The sequence below is a fragment of the Flagellimonas olearia genome, from assembly GCF_004150225.1.
Taxonomy (GTDB): domain Bacteria; phylum Bacteroidota; class Bacteroidia; order Flavobacteriales; family Flavobacteriaceae; genus Flagellimonas; species Flagellimonas olearia.
The window spans coordinates 137605-156910 of record NZ_ML142910.1 but is presented as its reverse complement, the minus strand read 5'-3'; the positions used below and the strand labels follow the sequence as shown (position 1 = coordinate 156910).

The 19306-nt window shown below is 42.9% G+C and carries 16 protein-coding genes; 8 read left to right on the top strand and 8 right to left on the bottom strand.

Going from position 1 to position 19306, the window contains the following annotated elements; translation table 11 throughout:
- The first annotated feature begins 123 nt into the window (after positions 1 to 123).
- The 3 genes from DN53_RS11270 (at position 124) to DN53_RS11260 (ending at position 5560) form a co-directional block, all read left to right on the top strand.
- Positions 124 to 1470 carry a M24 family metallopeptidase gene (locus tag DN53_RS11270; RefSeq protein WP_129654387.1) on the top strand — a complete coding sequence of 449 codons (1347 nt, stop codon included), beginning with the start codon at positions 124 to 126 and terminating at the stop codon, positions 1468 to 1470.
- Positions 1471 to 1640: 170 nt separating this feature from the next.
- Complete coding sequence (locus DN53_RS11265) at positions 1641 to 3389, top strand: carboxypeptidase-like regulatory domain-containing protein (RefSeq protein ID WP_129654386.1); 1749 nt, start codon at positions 1641 to 1643, stop codon at positions 3387 to 3389.
- Between the two features lie 2 nt (positions 3390 to 3391).
- Complete coding sequence (locus tag DN53_RS11260; RefSeq protein ID WP_129654385.1) at positions 3392 to 5560, top strand: TonB-dependent receptor plug domain-containing protein; 2169 nt, start codon at positions 3392 to 3394, stop codon at positions 5558 to 5560.
- Position 5561: 1 nt separating this feature from the next.
- Here the strand turns inward: DN53_RS11260 and DN53_RS11255 are convergent, their stop codons facing one another.
- Positions 5562 to 7190, bottom strand: coding sequence for an acyl-CoA carboxylase subunit beta (locus tag DN53_RS11255; protein WP_129654384.1), 1629 nt, complete (start codon positions 7188 to 7190; stop codon positions 5562 to 5564).
- Between the two features lie 63 nt (positions 7191 to 7253).
- Between DN53_RS11255 and DN53_RS11250 the strand changes: the two genes are divergently transcribed.
- The 3 genes from DN53_RS11250 (at position 7254) to ettA (ending at position 10211) form a co-directional block, all read left to right on the top strand.
- Entirely contained in the window at positions 7254 to 8237 is a 984-nt protein-coding gene (locus DN53_RS11250; protein WP_129654383.1) for a Gfo/Idh/MocA family protein, read from the top strand.
- A gap of 72 nt (positions 8238 to 8309) precedes the next feature.
- Complete coding sequence (locus DN53_RS11245; RefSeq protein ID WP_236640936.1) at positions 8310 to 8486, top strand: CAL67264 family membrane protein; 177 nt, start codon at positions 8310 to 8312, stop codon at positions 8484 to 8486.
- A 33-nt stretch (positions 8487 to 8519) separates the two neighbouring features.
- Positions 8520 to 10211 (top strand): energy-dependent translational throttle protein EttA, encoded by a 1692-nt coding sequence (ettA, locus tag DN53_RS11240; protein WP_129654381.1) that lies wholly within the window; start codon positions 8520 to 8522, stop codon positions 10209 to 10211.
- A 9-nt stretch (positions 10212 to 10220) separates the two neighbouring features.
- Here the strand turns inward: ettA and DN53_RS11235 are convergent, their stop codons facing one another.
- Positions 10221 to 10901, bottom strand: a complete 681-nt coding sequence (locus DN53_RS11235; RefSeq protein ID WP_129654380.1) for a hypothetical protein — start codon at positions 10899 to 10901, stop codon at positions 10221 to 10223.
- 69 nt (positions 10902 to 10970) lie between these two features.
- Positions 10971 to 11765 (bottom strand): MBL fold metallo-hydrolase, encoded by a 795-nt coding sequence (locus DN53_RS11230; RefSeq protein ID WP_129654379.1) that lies wholly within the window; start codon positions 11763 to 11765, stop codon positions 10971 to 10973.
- Between the two features lie 165 nt (positions 11766 to 11930).
- Here DN53_RS11230 and DN53_RS11225 point away from each other — a divergent pair, with 165 nt between their 5' ends.
- Positions 11931 to 12818, top strand: a complete 888-nt coding sequence (locus tag DN53_RS11225) for a hypothetical protein (protein ID WP_129654378.1) — start codon at positions 11931 to 11933, stop codon at positions 12816 to 12818.
- Between the two features lie 75 nt (positions 12819 to 12893).
- On the opposite strand, the gene fumC is transcribed toward DN53_RS11225, so the two are convergent.
- A complete protein-coding gene (gene fumC / locus DN53_RS11220) occupies positions 12894 to 14291 on the bottom strand; it encodes a class II fumarate hydratase (protein ID WP_129654377.1) in 1398 nt (465 codons plus the stop codon).
- A gap of 138 nt (positions 14292 to 14429) precedes the next feature.
- Here fumC and DN53_RS17945 point away from each other — a divergent pair, with 138 nt between their 5' ends.
- Positions 14430 to 14603, top strand: coding sequence for a hypothetical protein (locus tag DN53_RS17945; protein ID WP_165357395.1), 174 nt, complete (start codon positions 14430 to 14432; stop codon positions 14601 to 14603).
- A gap of 53 nt (positions 14604 to 14656) precedes the next feature.
- Here the strand turns inward: DN53_RS17945 and DN53_RS11215 are convergent, their stop codons facing one another.
- The 4 genes from DN53_RS11215 to prfB all read right to left on the bottom strand — a co-directional run bounded on the left by DN53_RS11215 (position 14657) and on the right by prfB (position 19246).
- Positions 14657 to 17152 carry a TonB-dependent receptor gene (locus tag DN53_RS11215; RefSeq protein ID WP_129654376.1) on the bottom strand — a complete coding sequence of 832 codons (2496 nt, stop codon included), beginning with the start codon at positions 17150 to 17152 and terminating at the stop codon, positions 14657 to 14659.
- A 101-nt stretch (positions 17153 to 17253) separates the two neighbouring features.
- A complete protein-coding gene (locus tag DN53_RS11210) occupies positions 17254 to 17724 on the bottom strand; it encodes a hypothetical protein (RefSeq protein ID WP_129654375.1) in 471 nt (156 codons plus the stop codon).
- 49 nt (positions 17725 to 17773) lie between these two features.
- Positions 17774 to 18115, bottom strand: a complete 342-nt coding sequence (arsC, locus tag DN53_RS11205; RefSeq protein ID WP_129654374.1) for an arsenate reductase (glutaredoxin) — start codon at positions 18113 to 18115, stop codon at positions 17774 to 17776.
- A gap of 35 nt (positions 18116 to 18150) precedes the next feature.
- Positions 18151 to 19246 (bottom strand): peptide chain release factor 2 gene (prfB, locus tag DN53_RS11200; RefSeq protein WP_129654373.1). Its coding sequence is split into 2 segments (ribosomal slippage): positions 18151 to 19182 and positions 19184 to 19246, totalling 1095 coding nucleotides; the frame shifts between segments, so codons are not numbered across the junction.
- Positions 19247 to 19306 lie beyond the last annotated feature (60 nt).

Sequence of the window (19306 nt, the reverse complement as noted above, 5' to 3'; positions counted from 1 at the left end):
TTGACTCCTAATATAAGCATTTGATTTTTAGTAAGAAAACAGCTTTCTTTTGTGTTGGGTAATCCTCGATACCATTTTAATGGAATATGGATGGATTTTGTAACTTCATCCAAAATCGACCCTATGAACAGACTTTTTACCATCCTTGGCATCTTTTCATGTTGTGTATTGCAATCCCAACAAATCCTTCCCGAAGTGGAACGCGCTCGGGTGGTGGACGAATTGCTGGAAGATCGGTTTACGAACCTACTTCCAAAATTGATGGATGATGTGGGTGTGGATATGTGGGTTTTGATTTCAAGGGAATACAATGAAGACCCGGTTCTGCGTACCATGCTTCCGGCTACTTGGTTGAACGCAAGGCGAAGGACCATTCTACTGTTTTATCGGGATAAGGAAAAGAACACCATGGACAAGCTCGCCGTGGCACGTTATAATGTAGGAAAAAGTATTGTTTCGGCTTGGGACAAGGAAAAGGAACCCGATCAATGGAAGCGGTTAATGGAATTGATCGCAGAGCGAAACCCAAATAAAATTGGATTGAACTTCTCCAAAGACCACAACATTGCAGATGGTTTGGACAAAACAGATTACGATGGTTTCATGGCCAACTTGCCCAAAAAGTTCCATTCAAGAGTGGTTTCCGCCGAACCATTGGCCGTACGTTGGATCGAAACCCGTACCGAACGTGAAATGGTCATCTACGACCAATTGGTAGATATAACCCATGATATCATTGCAGAAGCATTTTCCGAAAAGGTAATCACTCCCGGTATAACCACAACTACCGAGGTAGAATGGTGGATGCGGCAAAAAGTGACTGATCTGGGTCTGGAAACCTGGTTTCATCCAACGGTCGACATCCAGCGGGATAGTGAAGCGTTGGTGGGCCATTTATATTCCTTTTCGGGACGCCCAGATGATATGGTGATACTGCCCGGAGACCTATTGCATTGCGATTTTGGAATCACCTATATGCGCCTCAATACGGATTGCCAGGAATTGGCCTATGTGCTGAAACCAGGGGAAACGGAAGCGCCTTCCTTTTTGGTGAATGCCTTGTACGACGGAAACCGCGTACAGGATTTCCTCACCAAAAACATGATCAAGGGAAGAACAGGAAACCAAATATTGGCCAAAGCTTTGCAAGATGCCAAGGATAATGGGCTGCAACCAGCCATTTACACCCATCCGTTGGGAGCTTATGGTCACTCAGCAGGGACTACTATTGGTATGTGGGATGCCCAAGGAGGGGTCATGAAGGATGATGGTGAAAACTACCCATTGAACTCCAATACGGTTTATGCCATAGAACTGAATGCTACCGTAAACATTCCCGAATGGAAACGAGACATCCGAATTATGCTGGAAGAGGCTGGTTTTTATGGAGAGAATGGGTTTAGGTATGTAAATGGCCGGCAGACCGAGTTGTTGTTGATTCCGAGGATAAAACCACAGCAGGGCTATTGACCTGTACCATGTGAAACCACATTTTTACTTCGACCAAGCCTAGGGACGTGGTCGTTTATCCCTTTAATATTTGAATTTCTATGATACGATTTTAATTCGTAAAACCCAGATAACTAAATATTTAAATATTATTTTTAACTTGTAGGAAATCAGTCAAAAAACACATCGCCATGCTTCGTACTACAGTGTTCTCTCTTTTCCTGTTTTCTTTTTCAATGGTTTTTTCCCAATCCCAGATAAAGAAGGTTTGGGGTAGGGTATCGGATGGAGTATCACCCATATCCAATGTCAATATTTCCGTGAAGGATACAGACACAGGTGTGCAGTCCAATGCGGATGGAACCTATGAAATTTATGTGGATGAAGGTCAGACTTTGGTATATAGCTATGTGGGTATGCGAACCGTTGAAATCATCGTGGAAGACATCACCTCGGTCTTAAACGTTACCATGTATCCCAATATTGAGCAATTGGATGAAGTGGTGGTGACCAAGAAAAAAAAGAAAACGCAAAAAGAGCTGTTGTATGAGTATGAATCCAATAAAAACCTGATTAAAACCGGATTCGGTATTTTGGATAAGGATAGGGTTGGGTATTCTTTACGAATTTTTGATGGGGATGAGCTCAACCCGGCAGCCATTGATTTGGTTAGGGCACTTCAAGGAAGACTTCCAGGGGTGATTATAGAACCATCACCTGATGACCCAAATATCCCGGTGATGTATCTTAATACCATGAAGAAACTTTTGGGCCAAAGCGCCATTTATGAAGTGGATGGTATGATATATAGAACGGCACCAACTTTTGTTCTTCCCAACAACATAAAGCGAGTGGCAGTGATTGGCAGTTTGGCGGGAGCTTCCAAGTATGGAACGGGATCGGCAGGTGGAGTCATAGTAATCAACACGAAAACGGGCAATTACGCTACAAGAGAGCCGGGAACGAACAAACCCTATGATTTGGCCCGACGTCGTGATAATTACTTTGAAAAAGGAAGTGCCGTGGCCATTTCCAAGATGGCAGACCCAAAATATATAGAGGAAGTGTCGGTGGCCGCTAGTGAAACAGAAGCTGTTGCCCTGTATCAAGAACTGGAGAAAAAGTATCAAGCTTCTCCTTTTTTCTATTTGGATATGTTTTCCTTTTTTGGTGAAAAGCGGAAAGACGGTGGGATGCAAAAAAGCATTGGGGAAGAAATTGAAAACAAGTTCGCCACCGATCCTACAGTGCTCAAGGCATTGGCATATCTGTTGGAACAGCAGAACCAATACGAATGGGCCAGTGACCTATATAAACAAATTTTCGCCATGAGGCCCCATTATGCCCAATCCTATTCAGACCTGGCAAGAAGCTATGAAAATATGGGCGCGGTGGAAAGTGCAATGGTCCTGTATGCACGCTATTTTGATTTAGTGGAGAAATCGCTTTTGGATTCCTCCAAAACCTTCACACCCATCATTAAAAGAGATGTGAATAGCTTATTTGCCCGGCAAGGTTCCCTAATGGGGAGTACCAGTGTTGTCCAAACAGAAGCTGAGGATTTTGATGGTGTCCGGTTGTTGCTTGAATGGAACAACAGCGAGGCAGAGTTTGAACTTCAGTTGGTTAACCCGGAGAATCAATATTATTTATGGGAGCATACGATGTTTTCCAATGCAGAGCGAATTCAAGAAGAGAAAACCAGCGGATTTTCATCGGAAGATTACCTGTTCTATAAACCCATTCAAGGCAATTGGACGGTAAATGTGAAATATTTGGGAAACAAAAGCTTGACGCCTTCATATCTCAAGGCCACCATCTTCTATGATTTTGGCACCAAAAACCAGCGTAAGGAAATCAAAGTTTTTAAACTTACCGCCAAGAATATCAACCAAGCTCTTTTCCAAATCAAGAATGGTGGCTCCATAACAACATTTTAAAAATGGGAAAGTTTTTATCCATATTCATTCTCACGTTTGGGTTGCTTTTGGGAACCCATGTACAGGCGCAAAACCCTGAGAATATTACCATCTGCTGGGATGTGTCCCTGTCCATGCAGAATAGGGACTTGGATAAGGATTTTTATTTTTTGGACACCTACTTTAAAACAGTACAGAACGCCAAGGTTACTGTTCTGACCTTTAGTGATCAAATTCTATCAAAGTATGACTTTACGGTTTCAGCGGGAAGTTGGACCGACATTAAAGAAAAACTCCAAGGATTTTCCTATGATGGTGCTACTTCCTATGCATCCTTGGGGAATTATGTAACTGGTGGCACCGTGTTTTTGTTCACAGACGGAAAACAGAATTTAGGAACAAGTACCCCCAACTTTGGAGGAAAATTGTTCATTGTTAATAGCAGCAAAAATTTTGATAGGGGAAGCCTTAATTTATTATCCATCATGAATAATGGTGATGTGGTAAATTTTATGGAAAAGAAAGAGATGGATGAATCCATAGACCCCATTGAGGAATATTCTGGAACCATTTTAAGCGGTACTGCTGGTTTGTCCAATGCCGAAGTCTATATCCAAGGTAATGAAGAGGGAAAAGTGAAATCCGACGACAAAGGAGGTTTTAGGATTGATGGGAAGCCCGGGGATACACTTATTGCGGTGTATGGAAACAAAATGGAAAAACAGGTTTTAGGGGATTCCAAGACCATGAATTTTTCATTGGGTGATGGAGGTGTGCAGCTACAGGAAGTAGTGGTCAGTGAAAGAAAAGCAGAACCCGAAGAAAAGATAAACACGGCTTATGGGGAAGAGAACAAGGATGCCGTGGGTTATGCCGTTCAATCCATTACTGAAGACGATATTCCCGATGCTGCATCCACCGTAAATATGGCCGTGCAAGGAAAATTTTCTGGTGTCAATCTGGGCATCAATGAAGATTTAAGTCAAGTTAAAATGCGTCCACGAAATACCATTTTGGGAAATGTTTATGGTCTGATCGTGGTCGATGGGGTTCCTCTGAGACAATCCGGGTCACACAGTGGAGTGGTGTACAGTACAGATTTTGTAAATCCGGAAAACATAGCGGATATAACGGTTTTAAAAGGTTTGGCTGCTACCAATAAATATGGGAGCTTGGGAGCCAACGGAGTATTGTTGATTACCACAAAAACAGCAACTTATGCCAAACAAACTGGTGAAAAGAAAGACTTGGCCCGTTTGACGGATAACATCTACGAAGAAAAAATCAAGGTGAATGCCAAAACCTTGGTCACTCCATATTTAAAGGAACTAAAAGGGGGCAAAAACATCCGGGAAGCATATGATATCTATCTTGTCCAAAGGGCAAAATATCAAAATGAACCATCGTATTTCTTGGATGTCTCCAATTTCTTTTATGGGACCAGTCCAGAAATTGCCTTACGTATTTTATCCAATGTGTTGGAGAATGAGGATACCGATTATGGTACTTTGAGAAGCCTATATCTGCGGTCCGTGGAAATTAAAAATCATGATATGGCCCTTTTGGCGGCCAATCGAATGTTCGAAGTATTTCCCAACAAAATCCAGTCGTATATGGATGTGGCTATGGCACAGGAACAGTTGGGGAACTATCAAGAAGCACTCAATATGTACAATGGGATGCTAACGGGCGATGCCAACCCGCAATTGAATTTTAGGGGAATGGAAAAGGTGGTGGGGACAGAGGTTCGAAACCTGGTGAACACACATAGAGCGCAATTGGATATTTCAAAAGTCAACCCAAAATACCACAACAACCTTACCTATAATGCCCGATTGGTCTTGGATTGGAACCAACCTGACGCAGAATTTTCCGTACAGTTCGTAAATCCGCAGAAACGATTTTTCACTTGGGAACATACTGAAGTAGGAGATCGAAAAAGAATCTTGGATGAACTGGAAAATGGAAATTCCACCGAACAATTTGAAATTGTTGGTTCCGATACCAAGGGAGAATGGATTTTGAACGTCACTTATGACGGGAACAGAACCCCTGCCAATACATCGGCAACTTTTCTAAAATGTACTGTGGAGTACAACTTTGGAAAACCCAATCAAAGAAAAGAGGAGTTTCTAGTTCGTTTACAAGAAGTAGGGGAAGAGGTCCAATTGGCCAAATTTTCTGTGGATTAAATTATACCTGAAGCACTCCCATATTGAATTTTTTCTCAATGGGGGCATGGTTGGCAGCATCAATCCCCATGCTGATCCACTTTCTCGTATCCAAGGGATCTATAATGGCATCCGTCCATAACCGTGCCGCAGCATAATAGGGGGATATTTGGTCGTCATACCGCTGTTTGATTTTATCAAACAATTCTTTTTCCTTTTCAGCATCCAAAGGTTGTCCACTTTTTTCAAGGGATGCCTTTTCAATCTGTAACAGCACCTTTGCGGCCGAGTTTCCGCTCATCACGGCGAGTTCGGCACTGGGCCAGGCCACGATCAATCTAGGGTCATAGGCCTTGCCGCACATGGCATAGTTTCCTGCCCCGTAACTGTTCCCTATGATTATGGTAAATTTGGGTACCACGGAATTGCTCACTGCGTTCACCATTTTGGCACCATCCTTAATGATGCCCCCATGCTCGCTCTTGCTGCCTACCATGAATCCGGTCACGTCCTGCAGGAACACCAAGGGAATCTTCTTTTGGTTGCAGTTGGCAATAAAGCGGGTGGCCTTATCTGCAGAATCCGAATAAATGACTCCACCAAAGCGCATTTCACCTTTTTTGGTCTTGACCACTTTCCGTTGGTTGGCCACAATACCCACGGCCCAACCATCAATTCGGGCATAACCGGTCAAAATAGTTTTACCATAACCCTCTTTGTACTGTTCAAACTCAGAGTTGTCCACCAATCGTTTTATGATTTCAAGCATATCGTATTGATCACTCCGCGAACTGGGTAGTATACCGTAAATATCTTCTTGGTTTTCCGTTGGGTCTTTTGCTTCAACCCGATTAAAACCAGCTTTGTCAAAATCGCCGATTTTGCCTACGATACTTTTTATTTTATCAAGCGCATCCTTATCGTCCTTGGCCTTGTAATCCGTGACTCCACTGATTTCCGAGTGGGTGGTGGCCCCACCTAGGGTTTCGTTATCAATACTTTCGCCAATGGCCGCTTTCACCAGATAGCTTCCAGCCAAGAAAATACTTCCTGTTTTATCAACAATAAGGGCTTCATCGCTCATAATGGGCAAATAGGCCCCACCGGCCACGCAACTACCCATTACAGCGGAAATCTGGGTAATGCCCATACTGCTCATAATGGCATTGTTCCTGAAAATTCGGCCAAAATGTTCCTTGTCCGGGAAAATCTCATCCTGCATGGGAAGGTATACCCCCGCACTGTCCACTAAATAAATGATGGGCAATTTATTTTCCATGGAAATTTCCTGTGCCCTGAGATTCTTCTTCCCGGTAATGGGGAACCAAGCCCCGGCTTTTACCGTGGCGTCATTGGCCACTACCACACATTGCTTTCCTTGGATATACCCTATTTTCACCACCACCCCGGCAGACGGACATCCGCCATGTTCCTCGTACATGGCATCTCCTGCAAACGCACCAATTTCAACAGCCTTGGAATTCGGGTCCAATAAATAATCAATACGCTCACGGGCGGTCATTTTACCCTTTTCGTGATGTTTCTCGATGCGTTTCTTTCCCCCGCCCAGTTTAACCTCGGCAAGTCGCTTTCGCAGTTGGGAAAGCAAGAGTTTATTGTGGTCTTCGTTTTTATTGAAGTTGATATCCATGTACCGTCAATTTCTTCTTATTGGCTAAAGATAAGGAGTTATAATCATTACTTTTGATTCCATATGGAAACTAAGATACGATGGGGCATCGTGGGCCCGGGAAAAATTGCACGGAAGTTCATTTCAGATTTACAATTGGTGGAAGATGCCGAGGTTACGGCAGTTGCTTCCCGTTCGTTGGGGAAAGCACAGGATTTTGCCGCAGAATATGCCATTGAAAATGTGTTTGGAAGCTATGAGGAACTATTTGCTTCCGATACTGCGGATGTGGTCTATATTGCCACACCACATCGGTTTCATAAAGCATTGACCTTGCAAGCCCTGGAGTCTGGAAAACATGTACTTTGCGAAAAACCCTTGGGGGTCAGCAAAGCTGAAGTGCAGGAAATGGTGGATGTAGCCCAACGGAACAAGGTCTTTCTGATGGAGGCACTGTGGTCCCGTTTTAATCCCTCTATTCAAAAAGTAAAACAATTGGTGGTTGATGGAGAGATAGGGGATTTGACCCACATCAATGCAGATTTTGGATTTTATGCCTTGGACAGGGATGAGGAATCCAGGGTTTTGAACCCTGATTTAGCTTCTGGGTCGTTGTTGGATATTGGGATCTATCCTATCTTTTTAACGTATCTGTTTTTGGGAATGCCCAGTGAAGTCCTTGCCGTATCGAACTTCCACAGTAATGGAACGGAATTACAGACCTCAATGATTTTCCAATATCCCAAGGCGCAAGCCGTGCTTTACAGCGGATTTACCAGCAGGACCCGTACCGAAGCGGAACTATCAGGAAGCCAAGGGGAAATTTTCCTTCCTTCGAGATGGCACGAGGCCGATGCCTATACCTTGCTGAAGGATGGTGTTTCCGAGACTTTTGAACACCCGTTAAAAGGAATAGGATTTTACTACGAGATTTTGGAAGTTCATCAATGTTTAAGGGCGAAGAAAATGGAAAGTGATCTTTGGTCACATCAAAATAGTTTGGATGTAGCTGAATTACTGGACACTGTGCGTGAAAAATGCGGGATTCGGTTCCCTTTTGAGGGATAATCGACATATAACCATTTTGGAATAGTCCATTTTTTACGATATTTGACCTTCTACAGAACAATATATATGGGAATGAACAAAAATACTGTGCTCGCTTGGGCCACTTGGATTATGATTTTTGTGGGAGTTGGAATGATAGCACTTGGCGCTTTCAAGTACGATGAAGTGGCCGGATACGGTTTTGGAGCCGTGGGCATCGGTTTTTTTGCCGTAGCTTGGGTTTTCAATGCACTCAAGGGACGGGTATAAAGTTCTCTTTTCTTAATTTTTAAACACAGCCAAATGTCAGACGATAAAAAGGTCATTTTTTCAATGTCCGGGGTTACCAAGACCTTTAAAACGGCCAATACCCCAGTACTTAAAAATATTTATCTAAGCTTCTTCTATGGGGCCAAGATTGGGATTTTGGGTCTCAATGGTTCCGGTAAATCCACCTTGCTCAAAATCATTGCCGGAGTGGATAAGAACTATCAGGGGGATGTAGTATTTTCTCCAGGATATACGGTTGGGTATCTGGAACAGGAACCCCAATTGGATGAAGAAAAGACCGTCCTTGAAATTGTCAAGGAAGGGGCTGCCGAGACCGTTGCCATTTTGGACGAATACAATAAGATCAACGATATGTTCGGTCTACCCGAAGTATACGAAGATGCGGATAAGATGCAAAAGTTGATGGATCGTCAAGCGGTACTTCAAGATCAAATTGACGCATCGAACGCATGGGAATTGGACACCAAGTTGGAGATTGCCATGGATGCACTGCGTACGCCTGAATCGGACAAAAAAATAGGCGTGCTTTCCGGAGGGGAACGAAGACGTGTGGCCTTGTGTAGATTATTGCTACAAGAACCCGATGTGCTTTTGTTGGATGAGCCTACCAACCACTTGGATGCAGAGTCCGTACACTGGTTGGAACACCATTTGGCACAATACAAGGGAACGGTGATTGCCGTAACGCACGACCGTTACTTCTTGGACAATGTGGCGGGTTGGATTTTGGAGCTGGATAGGGGTGAAGGCATTCCTTGGAAAGGAAATTACTCTGGATGGTTGGATCAAAAAGCCAAGCGTTTGGCCCAAGAAAGCAAGCAGGCCTCCAAAAGACAGAAGACTTTGGAACGGGAGTTGGACTGGGTTCGTCAAGGAGCCAAAGGAAGGCAGACCAAGCAAAAAGCCCGTCTTAACAACTACGATAAACTTCTTAGCCAAGATCAAAAACAGCTTGAAGAGAAACTGGAAATCTATATCCCCAACGGACCCCGATTGGGCACCAATGTCATAGAGGCCAAAGGGGTAAGCAAAGCTTACGGGGATAAATTGTTGTATGAAGACCTAAACTTCAATCTGCCCCAAGCAGGAATTGTGGGGATCATTGGTCCCAACGGTGCTGGTAAGACCACTATTTTTAGAATGATCATGGGAGAGGAAACCCCGGACAAAGGTGAATTCATTGTCGGGGATACCGCCAAGTTGGCCTATGTGGACCAAAGTCATTCCAACATCGACCCAGAAAAGAGTATTTGGGAAAATTTCAGTGATGGACAGGAATTGGTCATGATGGGAGGGAAGCAAGTGAATTCCCGGGCTTATTTAAGTCGATTTAACTTCTCTGGTAGTGAGCAGAATAAGAAAGTGAACATGCTTTCCGGTGGAGAGCGTAACCGACTTCATTTGGCCATGACCTTAAAAGAGGAGGGTAACGTTTTACTTTTGGATGAGCCTACCAACGATTTGGATGTGAATACCTTGAGGGCTTTGGAAGAAGGTCTCGAAAATTTTGCTGGTTGTGCTGTTATCATTTCCCACGACAGATGGTTCTTGGATAGGATTTGCACCCATATTCTGGCGTTTGAAGGGGATTCACAAGTATATTTCTTTGAGGGATCTTTCTCGGATTATGAGGAGAACAAAAAGAAACGCTTGGGAACGGATATCATGCCCAAGCGTATCAAATATAAGAAACTTATTAGGTAAGCGGGAGTACTATTCCTCCCCGCCAATATTTTTCAGTCCTTCCTCAAGAAGCTTTCTGGCGTTTTCCAGATACATTTTTTGGTGATATTCCAAACTATTGGGGTCATTGTTGTTTCCATCAGGAGAGCTTCCAATGGTTTTGGAAAGTTCCACAAGTTGGTCAATAGCCTGTTGGGCCGAATTGAGTTTTTCGCTGGAGTGTTTCTCAAATACCTTGATCATCTCCAATTCCATAGCATTTTCGGGAGCTTCATCATCGGCATGGGCCTGATGTTCCATAGTGCTGGTTGCATTGTCAGCTATGGTCACCGTGGAGGAAGCCCCTAAGGTACATTCATCCAAAATAGTGATCAATTCATTGATTTGTGCCAAGGCCTTTTTGGTAAAGAACCTGCCAGCTTCCCAATCAACGGGTTCAATGGCTTTGTCCAACGTCTCTAGGGCGTCCAAGGTTTTGTTCTCAGCCTTGGCGCAGTCACATTCTTCCCTAAAAGCTTTGGATTTTTCAAGAGCGGTCAGTGCCCTTTCGGCATAGTACATTTGGTGCTCAAAATTGGTGGCCGACATTCCTTTTTTGCAATGGTTCAGCGCATAGGTCACCTTAGAATAAAAATTGTCACATTGGGAGAAAGCAGCTTGGAATGCACAGAAAAATGCAATAGCTACTAAAACATGGGATTTGGGAGCCATGGTAAAGTATTTTTTGATTTGGTTAAGTCTGTTATCTTAACGACAATGTAAGGGAAATATTTTATCCCATCAAAAATCGTTGTTTGGATACCAATCCAATTGTACTACTTTAATGTCGGGATTTCCTTTGTTTACAAGCTCTTTAAACTTTTTTACATCGCTTACATCGGGTCGACCTCTATAATGGTATGGGTAGACTTCCTTGGGTTGAAACTCCAAAACAGCATCCGCGGCACTTTCCTCGGTCATGGTATAGGGAAGGTTCATGCATACAAAGGCTTTGTCAATGTTTTTTAGCGCTCGCATTTCAGGGATGTCCTCGGTGTCCCCGGAAAAATAGAGACGCTCCCCACCTATAGTCAGTACATACCCGTTTCCACGTCCTTTGGTATGAAAATCCAAAGCTTCTTCCCGTAAGTTATACATGGGAATGGCTTCAACCTCTATTCCGGAATAGGTTTTGGTGTCTCCATTGTTCATGATATCCAACGTCAAGGTAGATTCGCTCGGAATTTCATCAGCAACAGCTTGGGGAACAATGATTGTAGTGTTTTCGGTAATAATTTTCTGAATAGTTTCTAAATTAAAATGATCACCATGTATATCCGTCACCAAAATTATATCAGGGCTGTTTTGTCCTTCAAAGGCGGATTTTCCTCCTACAGGGTCTATATATAAGGTAATATCATTCCATTCCAAAACCGTTGTGGCATGCTCAATAGGGATTATCGAAACTTCTGAAGAGACATCAGCCACTTTAGCTTCTACAGCGGTCCCCTCTGTTTCTTTATCTGGGTTGTTTTTTGATTTACAACTGGAAATCAGTACTATCCCTAAACACAAAATGGTGATTTTTCTCTTCATGATGATTTTTTTGAAGTTCCTTTAAAATTAAGGTATATGGATGTTAACGTCGATTTTTTTTAAGATTATTTTATTTGAAATGATCCAAACAACAATCTAAAGCGTATATAAACCAAACACGATTGATTAAAAACCTTAAACGAGAATCAATTAACACAAAAAGTTATGACAGAAGCAAAAAATAACAACGGATTGAAGGTAATTGCTGGTTTGTTGGGTGTAGTTCTTTTGGGAACCATTATCTACACTGTTAGCCTTTACCAAGATAAAAAGGAGACCACTCAAGCCCTTACCCAAGAAAAAGAGTTGGTTGTAGAAGATTTGAACAACTTGAAATCTGAGTACGACAAGGCTATCCTTGAAAGCAACGCCACAAATGAGGAGTTGGTTGCCGCAAGGGACAACATTGCAAAATACATCGATTCAGTACAGGGTATGAAAGCTGATATCGCTTCCCTTTCAAGATACAGAAGACAAGTGAGCGTTCTAAAGGCTGAAAGAGAAAAACTATTGAAGCAAGTAGATTCCTTGACACAGTCCAATAGCTTGTTGGCCATGCAACGTGACAGTACGTTCACCGAATTGGAAAAGCAAACTGTTTTCAACGATTCCTTGATTGTACAGAACACCCAATTGGCCGATGCGGTTGAAAGAGGTTCTGCACTTAACCTTTCCGTTATCAGCGTAGATGCTGTGAAGGAAAGAACCAGCGGTAAATTGGTATCTACTTCAAGAGCCAGGGCTACCGATAAACTTAAAGTATGTTTTACAGTAGCCAGTAACACCATTGCCGAGGCTGGTGACAGGGAGTTCTTTATTGAAGTATTGGGCCCTCAAGGAAACGTTCTTGGAGAAGGATTGACCAAAGCTACTGAGGAAGGCGCTTCCATTACATACAGCAAAGGAACCAACTTTTATTATGAGAACAGCTCCTTGGATGTATGTGATTACGTAAACAAGCCTGCAGGTGACTACCAAAAAGGAAACTACATGGTTAATGTTTATGACAGCAAGTTGAAATTGTTGGGTACTTCCAAATTTGAGTTGAAATAATACACACACTATCCATAAACCATAAAAGGCCCGTCCAATTTGGACGGGCCTTTTATTTTTTAAGAAGGTCAACAACTATTTTAAGCTGCCTACCATGTCTTCCGGTTTTACCCAAGCATCGTACTCTTCTGGGGTAACGTATCCAAGATTAACGGCCTCCTCTCGTAAAGTCGTACCATTTTTATGGGCTGTATTGGCAATTTCCGCGGCTTTATAATAGCCAATTTTGGTATTCAGCGCAGTAACCAACATCAAAGAATTGTTCAAAAGGGTCTTGATGACTTGATGGTTGGGTTCAATACCCACAGCACAGTTTTCCTCGAAACTTACACAGGCATCACCCAATAATTGGGCCGACTGTAGAATATTTGCGGCCATCATGGGCTTAAATACATTCAGTTCATAATGTCCTTGTGTGCCCCCAACACTTATGGCCACATCGTTGCCCATGACCTGTGCGCACACCATGGTCAGTGCCTCACATTGTGTAGGGTTTACTTTACCTGGCATGATAGAGCTTCCAGGTTCATTGGCAGGGATAATGATCTCACCAATCCCGGAACGGGGACCTGAGGCCATCATCCGGATATCATTGGCAATTTTGTTGAGTGACACTGCCAATTGTTTCAGCGCACCGTGGCTTTCCACAATGGCATCATGTGCGGCCAAAGCCTCAAATTTGTTTTCGGCAGTTATGAATGGAAGTCCTGTAAAATCCGCAATATATTTGGCAACCAACACATCATAGCCTTTTGGTGTATTAAGTCCGGTGCCTACCGCGGTTCCACCCAAGGCAAGTTCGCTCAAATGGGGCAATGTGTTTTTCAAGGCCTTTAGTCCGTGCTCCAATTGTGATACATACCCGGAGAACTCTTGTCCTAAGGTCAGGGGAGTGGCATCCATTAAGTGGGTACGTCCAATTTTCACGACTTCCTTGAATTCTTTGGATTTTTTCTCCAAGGTATTTTTGAGCTGTTCCACACCGGGAATGGTAACCTCTACAATCTTTTTATAGGCGGCAATGTGCATGCCAGTGGGAAAGGTGTCATTGGAAGACTGGCTTTTGTTCACATCGTCATTGGGTTGGATGGTCTTTTCGCCCTCTCCAATTTTTTTTCCTGCAATTTCGTGGGCCCTGTTGGCAACCACTTCATTGACATTCATGTTGCTTTGGGTCCCTGATCCTGTTTGCCAGATCACCAAAGGAAATTGATCATCGTGTTTTCCGGCCAGGATTTCGTCACAGACTTGGGAAATCAAATCTCTTTTTTCCACAGCAAGGACACCAAGCTCATGATTGGCATATGCAGCCGCTTTTTTCAAGTAGGCAAAGCCGTATACCACATCCAAGGGCATGGAAGCGGAAGGGCCAATCTTAAAATTGTTACGGGAGCGTTCGGTTTGTGCCCCCCAATATTTATCAGAAGGCACTTTTACCTCCCCCATGGTATCTTTTTCAATTCTAAAGCTCATTTCTTAAAATTTTGAGTTACAAAGGTAATTGTTAACAGAATTATATGGTAGTGCTTGTTGTCAAATACACTTTTTTGATTTCAGATTTGTTTTTTTTGAAAAGAAGAAAGTATCTTTGTTATACAAAAGGAAAGAATAATGTTCGAATTTGACCAATATCTAGGATTTTTAGCTTTTTTGACAATTTTGACCATCGGTTTTTGGTTGATGATTTTCTTATTGACCTTTGTGGTCCCTTATTGGTTGGTCGGCAACCTTAGGGAAATGATGAAAGAAAAACGCGAGGCCAAAAAAGCCCAACTCGAAGAATAAAAAAAGAAGATAAAAAAAAAGAAGCCAATTGGCTTCTTTTTTTTTGTCCCAGCTTAGGAATTTCCTCCGCCTTTAAACTCTCCCTGCTCTTCACCGCCACGTTCATCCCCGTCGGGTCGGTTTCCTTGTCTTCTGTCCTTAGGCTGGTTAAATCGGTATATAAATGATAGGTTCACCTGTCTTTTTCTCCACTGAAATTCACTGTCCCTGATAAACGAAGCAGTTTGTGTATAGCTTTGGCGCCTTCTTGAGTTGAACATATCACTGACATTCAAAGAAAGTGTAGCCTTATCCTGAAACAAATCCTTGCTCAATGCCATGTCCAAAGAAAACATTGCATCGGTTTCGGTTTGGGCATTTTGTCGTGGACCCATGTAAAATGAATTGGCCTGAAGCTCCATTTTGGCCGGTAGTGTAAACTTGGAACTTAACCTAGTGAAAAAGCTCGAGTTGGAGGCCCCGTAATCTACGTTGTTGAACTCTCCATCCGTGCTGAACAAAAAGAAGTTGACGCTCCCATTCAATCTCCACCATTTTGCAGGACTGTACATTACACCTGCTTCCGCACCCACACGTTCATTGGTGGATAGGTTAATGGGCAAAGATCGGATGATCTGGATGCCGTCTGAAGTTACCTGGCCTGTTTCTTCCGTAATGAACTCAAAAGATCTTGTTTCTTTTTGGTAATAAATGGAAGAAGTGAAGGTCAAGGTTTTCCATCTTTTCATGTATCCCAAGTCAAATGCATTGGCAAATGCAGGGTCTAGGTCTGGATTCCCTTGAAAAACGTTGGTTCTACTAGATCTTGATGGGAACGGGTTAATAAACCAGCCCCTAGGTCTGTTGATCCTTCTGTTGTATCCAAGAGAGATGTTCTGGGTCTCGGAAATTTCAAAAACCAAGTTAACCGTAGGGAATAGACCCAAATAATTTTTATCAAAATTAAGGTCAACATCTTGCCCGATGAGCTCATCCAATACAGCGCCATCAATGTCAGAATCCACACTCCCTTTCATTTGGGTATTTTCCAAGCGCAAGCCTAGCAAAACGGAGAACTTGCCATATTTGTTACCATATTGGGTGTAGAGTGCGTTTACGTTCTCGTGGTACGTAAATATATTGGTCAAGTCGGTGTTGGTCTCAAAATTACCTGTACCTTGATTCAAGGTATCTAATTGATAATCATTGACTTCCTTTTCAAAATTACCTCGGTAACCTGCCTCAAATTGCGCATCGCCCATGGGTAGGACATAATCTATCTGGGCTAAAATATCATCTTGGGTCTGCTTTTCATAAATGTTCTCAAGCGCCAATAAATTGTCATTTGGAAAGGTGTTGTTTTCCTGTATTACCGTCAAAAGATCCTCATCATCTGTTGAATACTGAAAATCTGCGGTAAGCTTGTGGCCGCTATCATTGATGTTATTGGTATAGTTTAAGGAATACTGACTGCTACGGTCATCCTCGCCTTGATCTTCCGTTCTAAAGGTTCGGCTGTCCAAGTTGTTGTCTATAAACCGCTGGTTGTCGTTTTCCGTCAAGTCATTTTCATCGGACCATCTAAAGAAAACACTACCGGTAATGGAAGATTTATCCGTTAGGAAATATTCCATCCCAAGATTTATGTTAAAACCATCATCATTACGGCTGATGTCCCTTTCTTCAATAATCCTATCAAACTGACTTGCATCGGAAAGGTAAGTATTGTCATTTCTTCCTTCTCCTGGAGATTCCCTGTGGAAATACCCCAATGTGTTGAAAATGTTGAATTTTTCAGTGCGAAGATTAAAATTGGTCGTTGCCCTTGCATTGAAAGGGATACCCACGGTGGTATTCACGGACCCGTTGATACCCAAGGTCTTTTCCTTTTTGAGTATGATATTCAGGATTCCCGCTGTTCCTTCTGCATCATAACGGGCAGACGGACTGGTAATTACCTCCACTTTTTCAATGGCATCTGCCGGTAATTGGCGTAGGGCGTCGGTTGAACCAAATCCTGCCAATGCGGAAGGTTTCCCATTGATCAATATCCGAACATTTTCGTTCCCCCGTAAACTTATGGCACCTTCAACATCCACTGAAACAGAAGGAATATTGCCCAGTGCATCACTAACGTTACCTCCGCTAGTGGTAATATCCTTTCCAATATTATAGACCTTTTTATCCAGTCTTACCTCCACAGTGGTTTTTTCCCCAACTACTTCAACTTCTTGCAGTTGTGCTACATCGGGTGCCAAGATAATGGAACCTAAATTTGTGGAAGCGTTATAGGTTTGATTGGTACGGGCATAGGTTTTATAGGAGATGTATTCAACCCGGATATTATATTGACCTGGTGAGGCTTCAACCTCAAACTTACCATCCAAATCTGTTATTCCACCGGTGACTTGGGCAGGGTCATTGGAGCTTTGAAGCACAAAAGTGGCATACTCCAATGGTTGGCCAGAGTCTTGATCGACCACTTTTCCAGAAATGGTGATGGAATTTTGAGCTTGGGTATTTACCGCAAATAGAGCGAATAAAAATAACGGGACAATGATTTTGTGCATAGTTTGGTTTTAAGTCGACAAAAGTGGTAGGAAATTCAGAAGAACTGAAATTAATATCTGTCAACAGCACAATTGGGCCCGTCAATGACCTTAAGGATTTGTTAATCTTTTTTCTTTTTCTTTTTCTTCTTTTTCTTCGTGGATTTGAAGCGGTTTTCTTGGAGTTCCATGAATGCGTTGTATTTGTCCTCCGGTAAGCCGGCCTTTAACTCCTCATTTTGTATTTTTTCGATCTTCTCTATTTCTTCTTTGGCCTTCAATGGCTCGAGACCCAAAATTTGAAGTTCTATGCGTTTTTGGACCGATTGCACCAAAGTAGTACGCACTACGGCCTCCTCAAAAGGGTTAAGGCCCAAAGCCTCTGTAATCGAGGGCATCTGCCCATCTACCACCTCTTCTGCTGTGGGTGGCTCCTCTTCTTTTGGGGTAGACTGTACTTGAGGGAGGGTACTTTGTCTTCTTCCATACCTGTTTCCATAGGGTGAACCATATCCATACTGGGCAAAAGCCTCACTGGCACATAACAATCCTATACATAAGGCGAGAAGACTAAGGATGCTAATTTTTTTCATGACTATTGATTCAATTTATTGTAGCACTGGATACATTTGAGCTCCAATACTATAGCAAGGTATTGATTTTTTCGGCAGGTCTGCCAATTACGGCTTTTTTCCCGTTGATCACAATGGGGCGTTCAATAAGTTTGGGATGCTTTACCATGGCTGCAACGATTTCAGCATCGGAAAGTTCCTTGCCCTTATAGTGTTCTTTCCATATGGCCTCGTTCTTGCGGACCAGTTCAATGGGCGAAATGCCCAAATACCCTATAATTTCGTTGAGCTCATCCTTGGTAGGGATCTTGTCCAAATACTTGATTACTTCAAAGTCTTGCCCTGATTGTTCCAAGACTTCCAGCCCTTCTCTGGACTTCCTACATCTTGGGTTGTGGTATATTTTGATCATATTTCTATAATTGTCTGATATCTGATGTCTGAATTTTATTCCTCTTTTTGTCCCATCATCATCAGATAGGCTTTCAAGAATGCGCTAATGTCCCCATCCATAACGGCATCCACGTTTCCGGTTTCTTCCCCGGTGCGTACATCTTTGACCAATTTATAGGGGTGCATCACATAGTTTCGGATTTGGGAACCCCATTCAATCTTCATTTTTGAGGATTCAATTTCTTTACGTGCCTCTTGTTTTTTCCGAAGCTCTATCTCATACAGCTGTGACTTCAACATCTTTAGAGCTGTGGCTCGGTTATCGTGTTGCGAGCGTGAATCGGAACAGGAAATTTGTATTCCCGTGGGCTTGTGTACCAATTGCACCTTGGTTTCTACCTTGTTTACGTTTTGTCCACCAGCACCACTGGAACGTGCCGTGGTTATCTCAATATCCGATGGATTTATTTCGATTTCTATGGTATCATCCACCAAAGGGTACACATAGACCGAAGCAAATGAGGTATGGCGTTTGGCATTACTGTCAAAAGGGGAGATGCGCACCAAACGATGCACCCCATTTTCACCTTTGAGCCAACCAAAAGCGTATTCACCATCAATCTCAAGAGTCACGGTTTTGATTCCGGCAACATCTCCTTCCTGGTAGTTGAGTTCCTTGACCTTAAAGCCATTCTTTTCGGCCCACATAAGGTACATCCGCATGAGCATGGAGGCCCAATCACAACTTTCGGTACCTCCGGCACCAGCCGTAATCTGAAGTACTGCGGTAAGCTCATCGCCTTCATCGGAAAGCATGTTCTTGAACTCCAGGTTTTCTATGATCAACAAGGTTTTATCGTATTGTTGAGTCACTTCTTCCTCAGAGACTTCCCCTGCTTGTTGAAATTCCATCAGAACCTCAAGGTCACCCAATAGGGCTTGGGCAGTATTGTAATCTTCTACCCATTTCTTTTTGGATTTTAGCAATTGCATCTGCTTTTGGGCTTCCTGCGGATTGTCCCAAAAATCAGGTTCGAGGGTTTTTTCTTCCTCGTTTTCTATTTCAATAAGTTTGGCATCAATGTCAAAGATACCTCCTTAACGCACCAAGGCGCTCAATAAGATCTTTCTGCTGATCTGTAGTGGTCATATACTTAACTTTCGCACAAAAATAAACTTCTTTTGGAATATAACTGAATCAAACTTGATT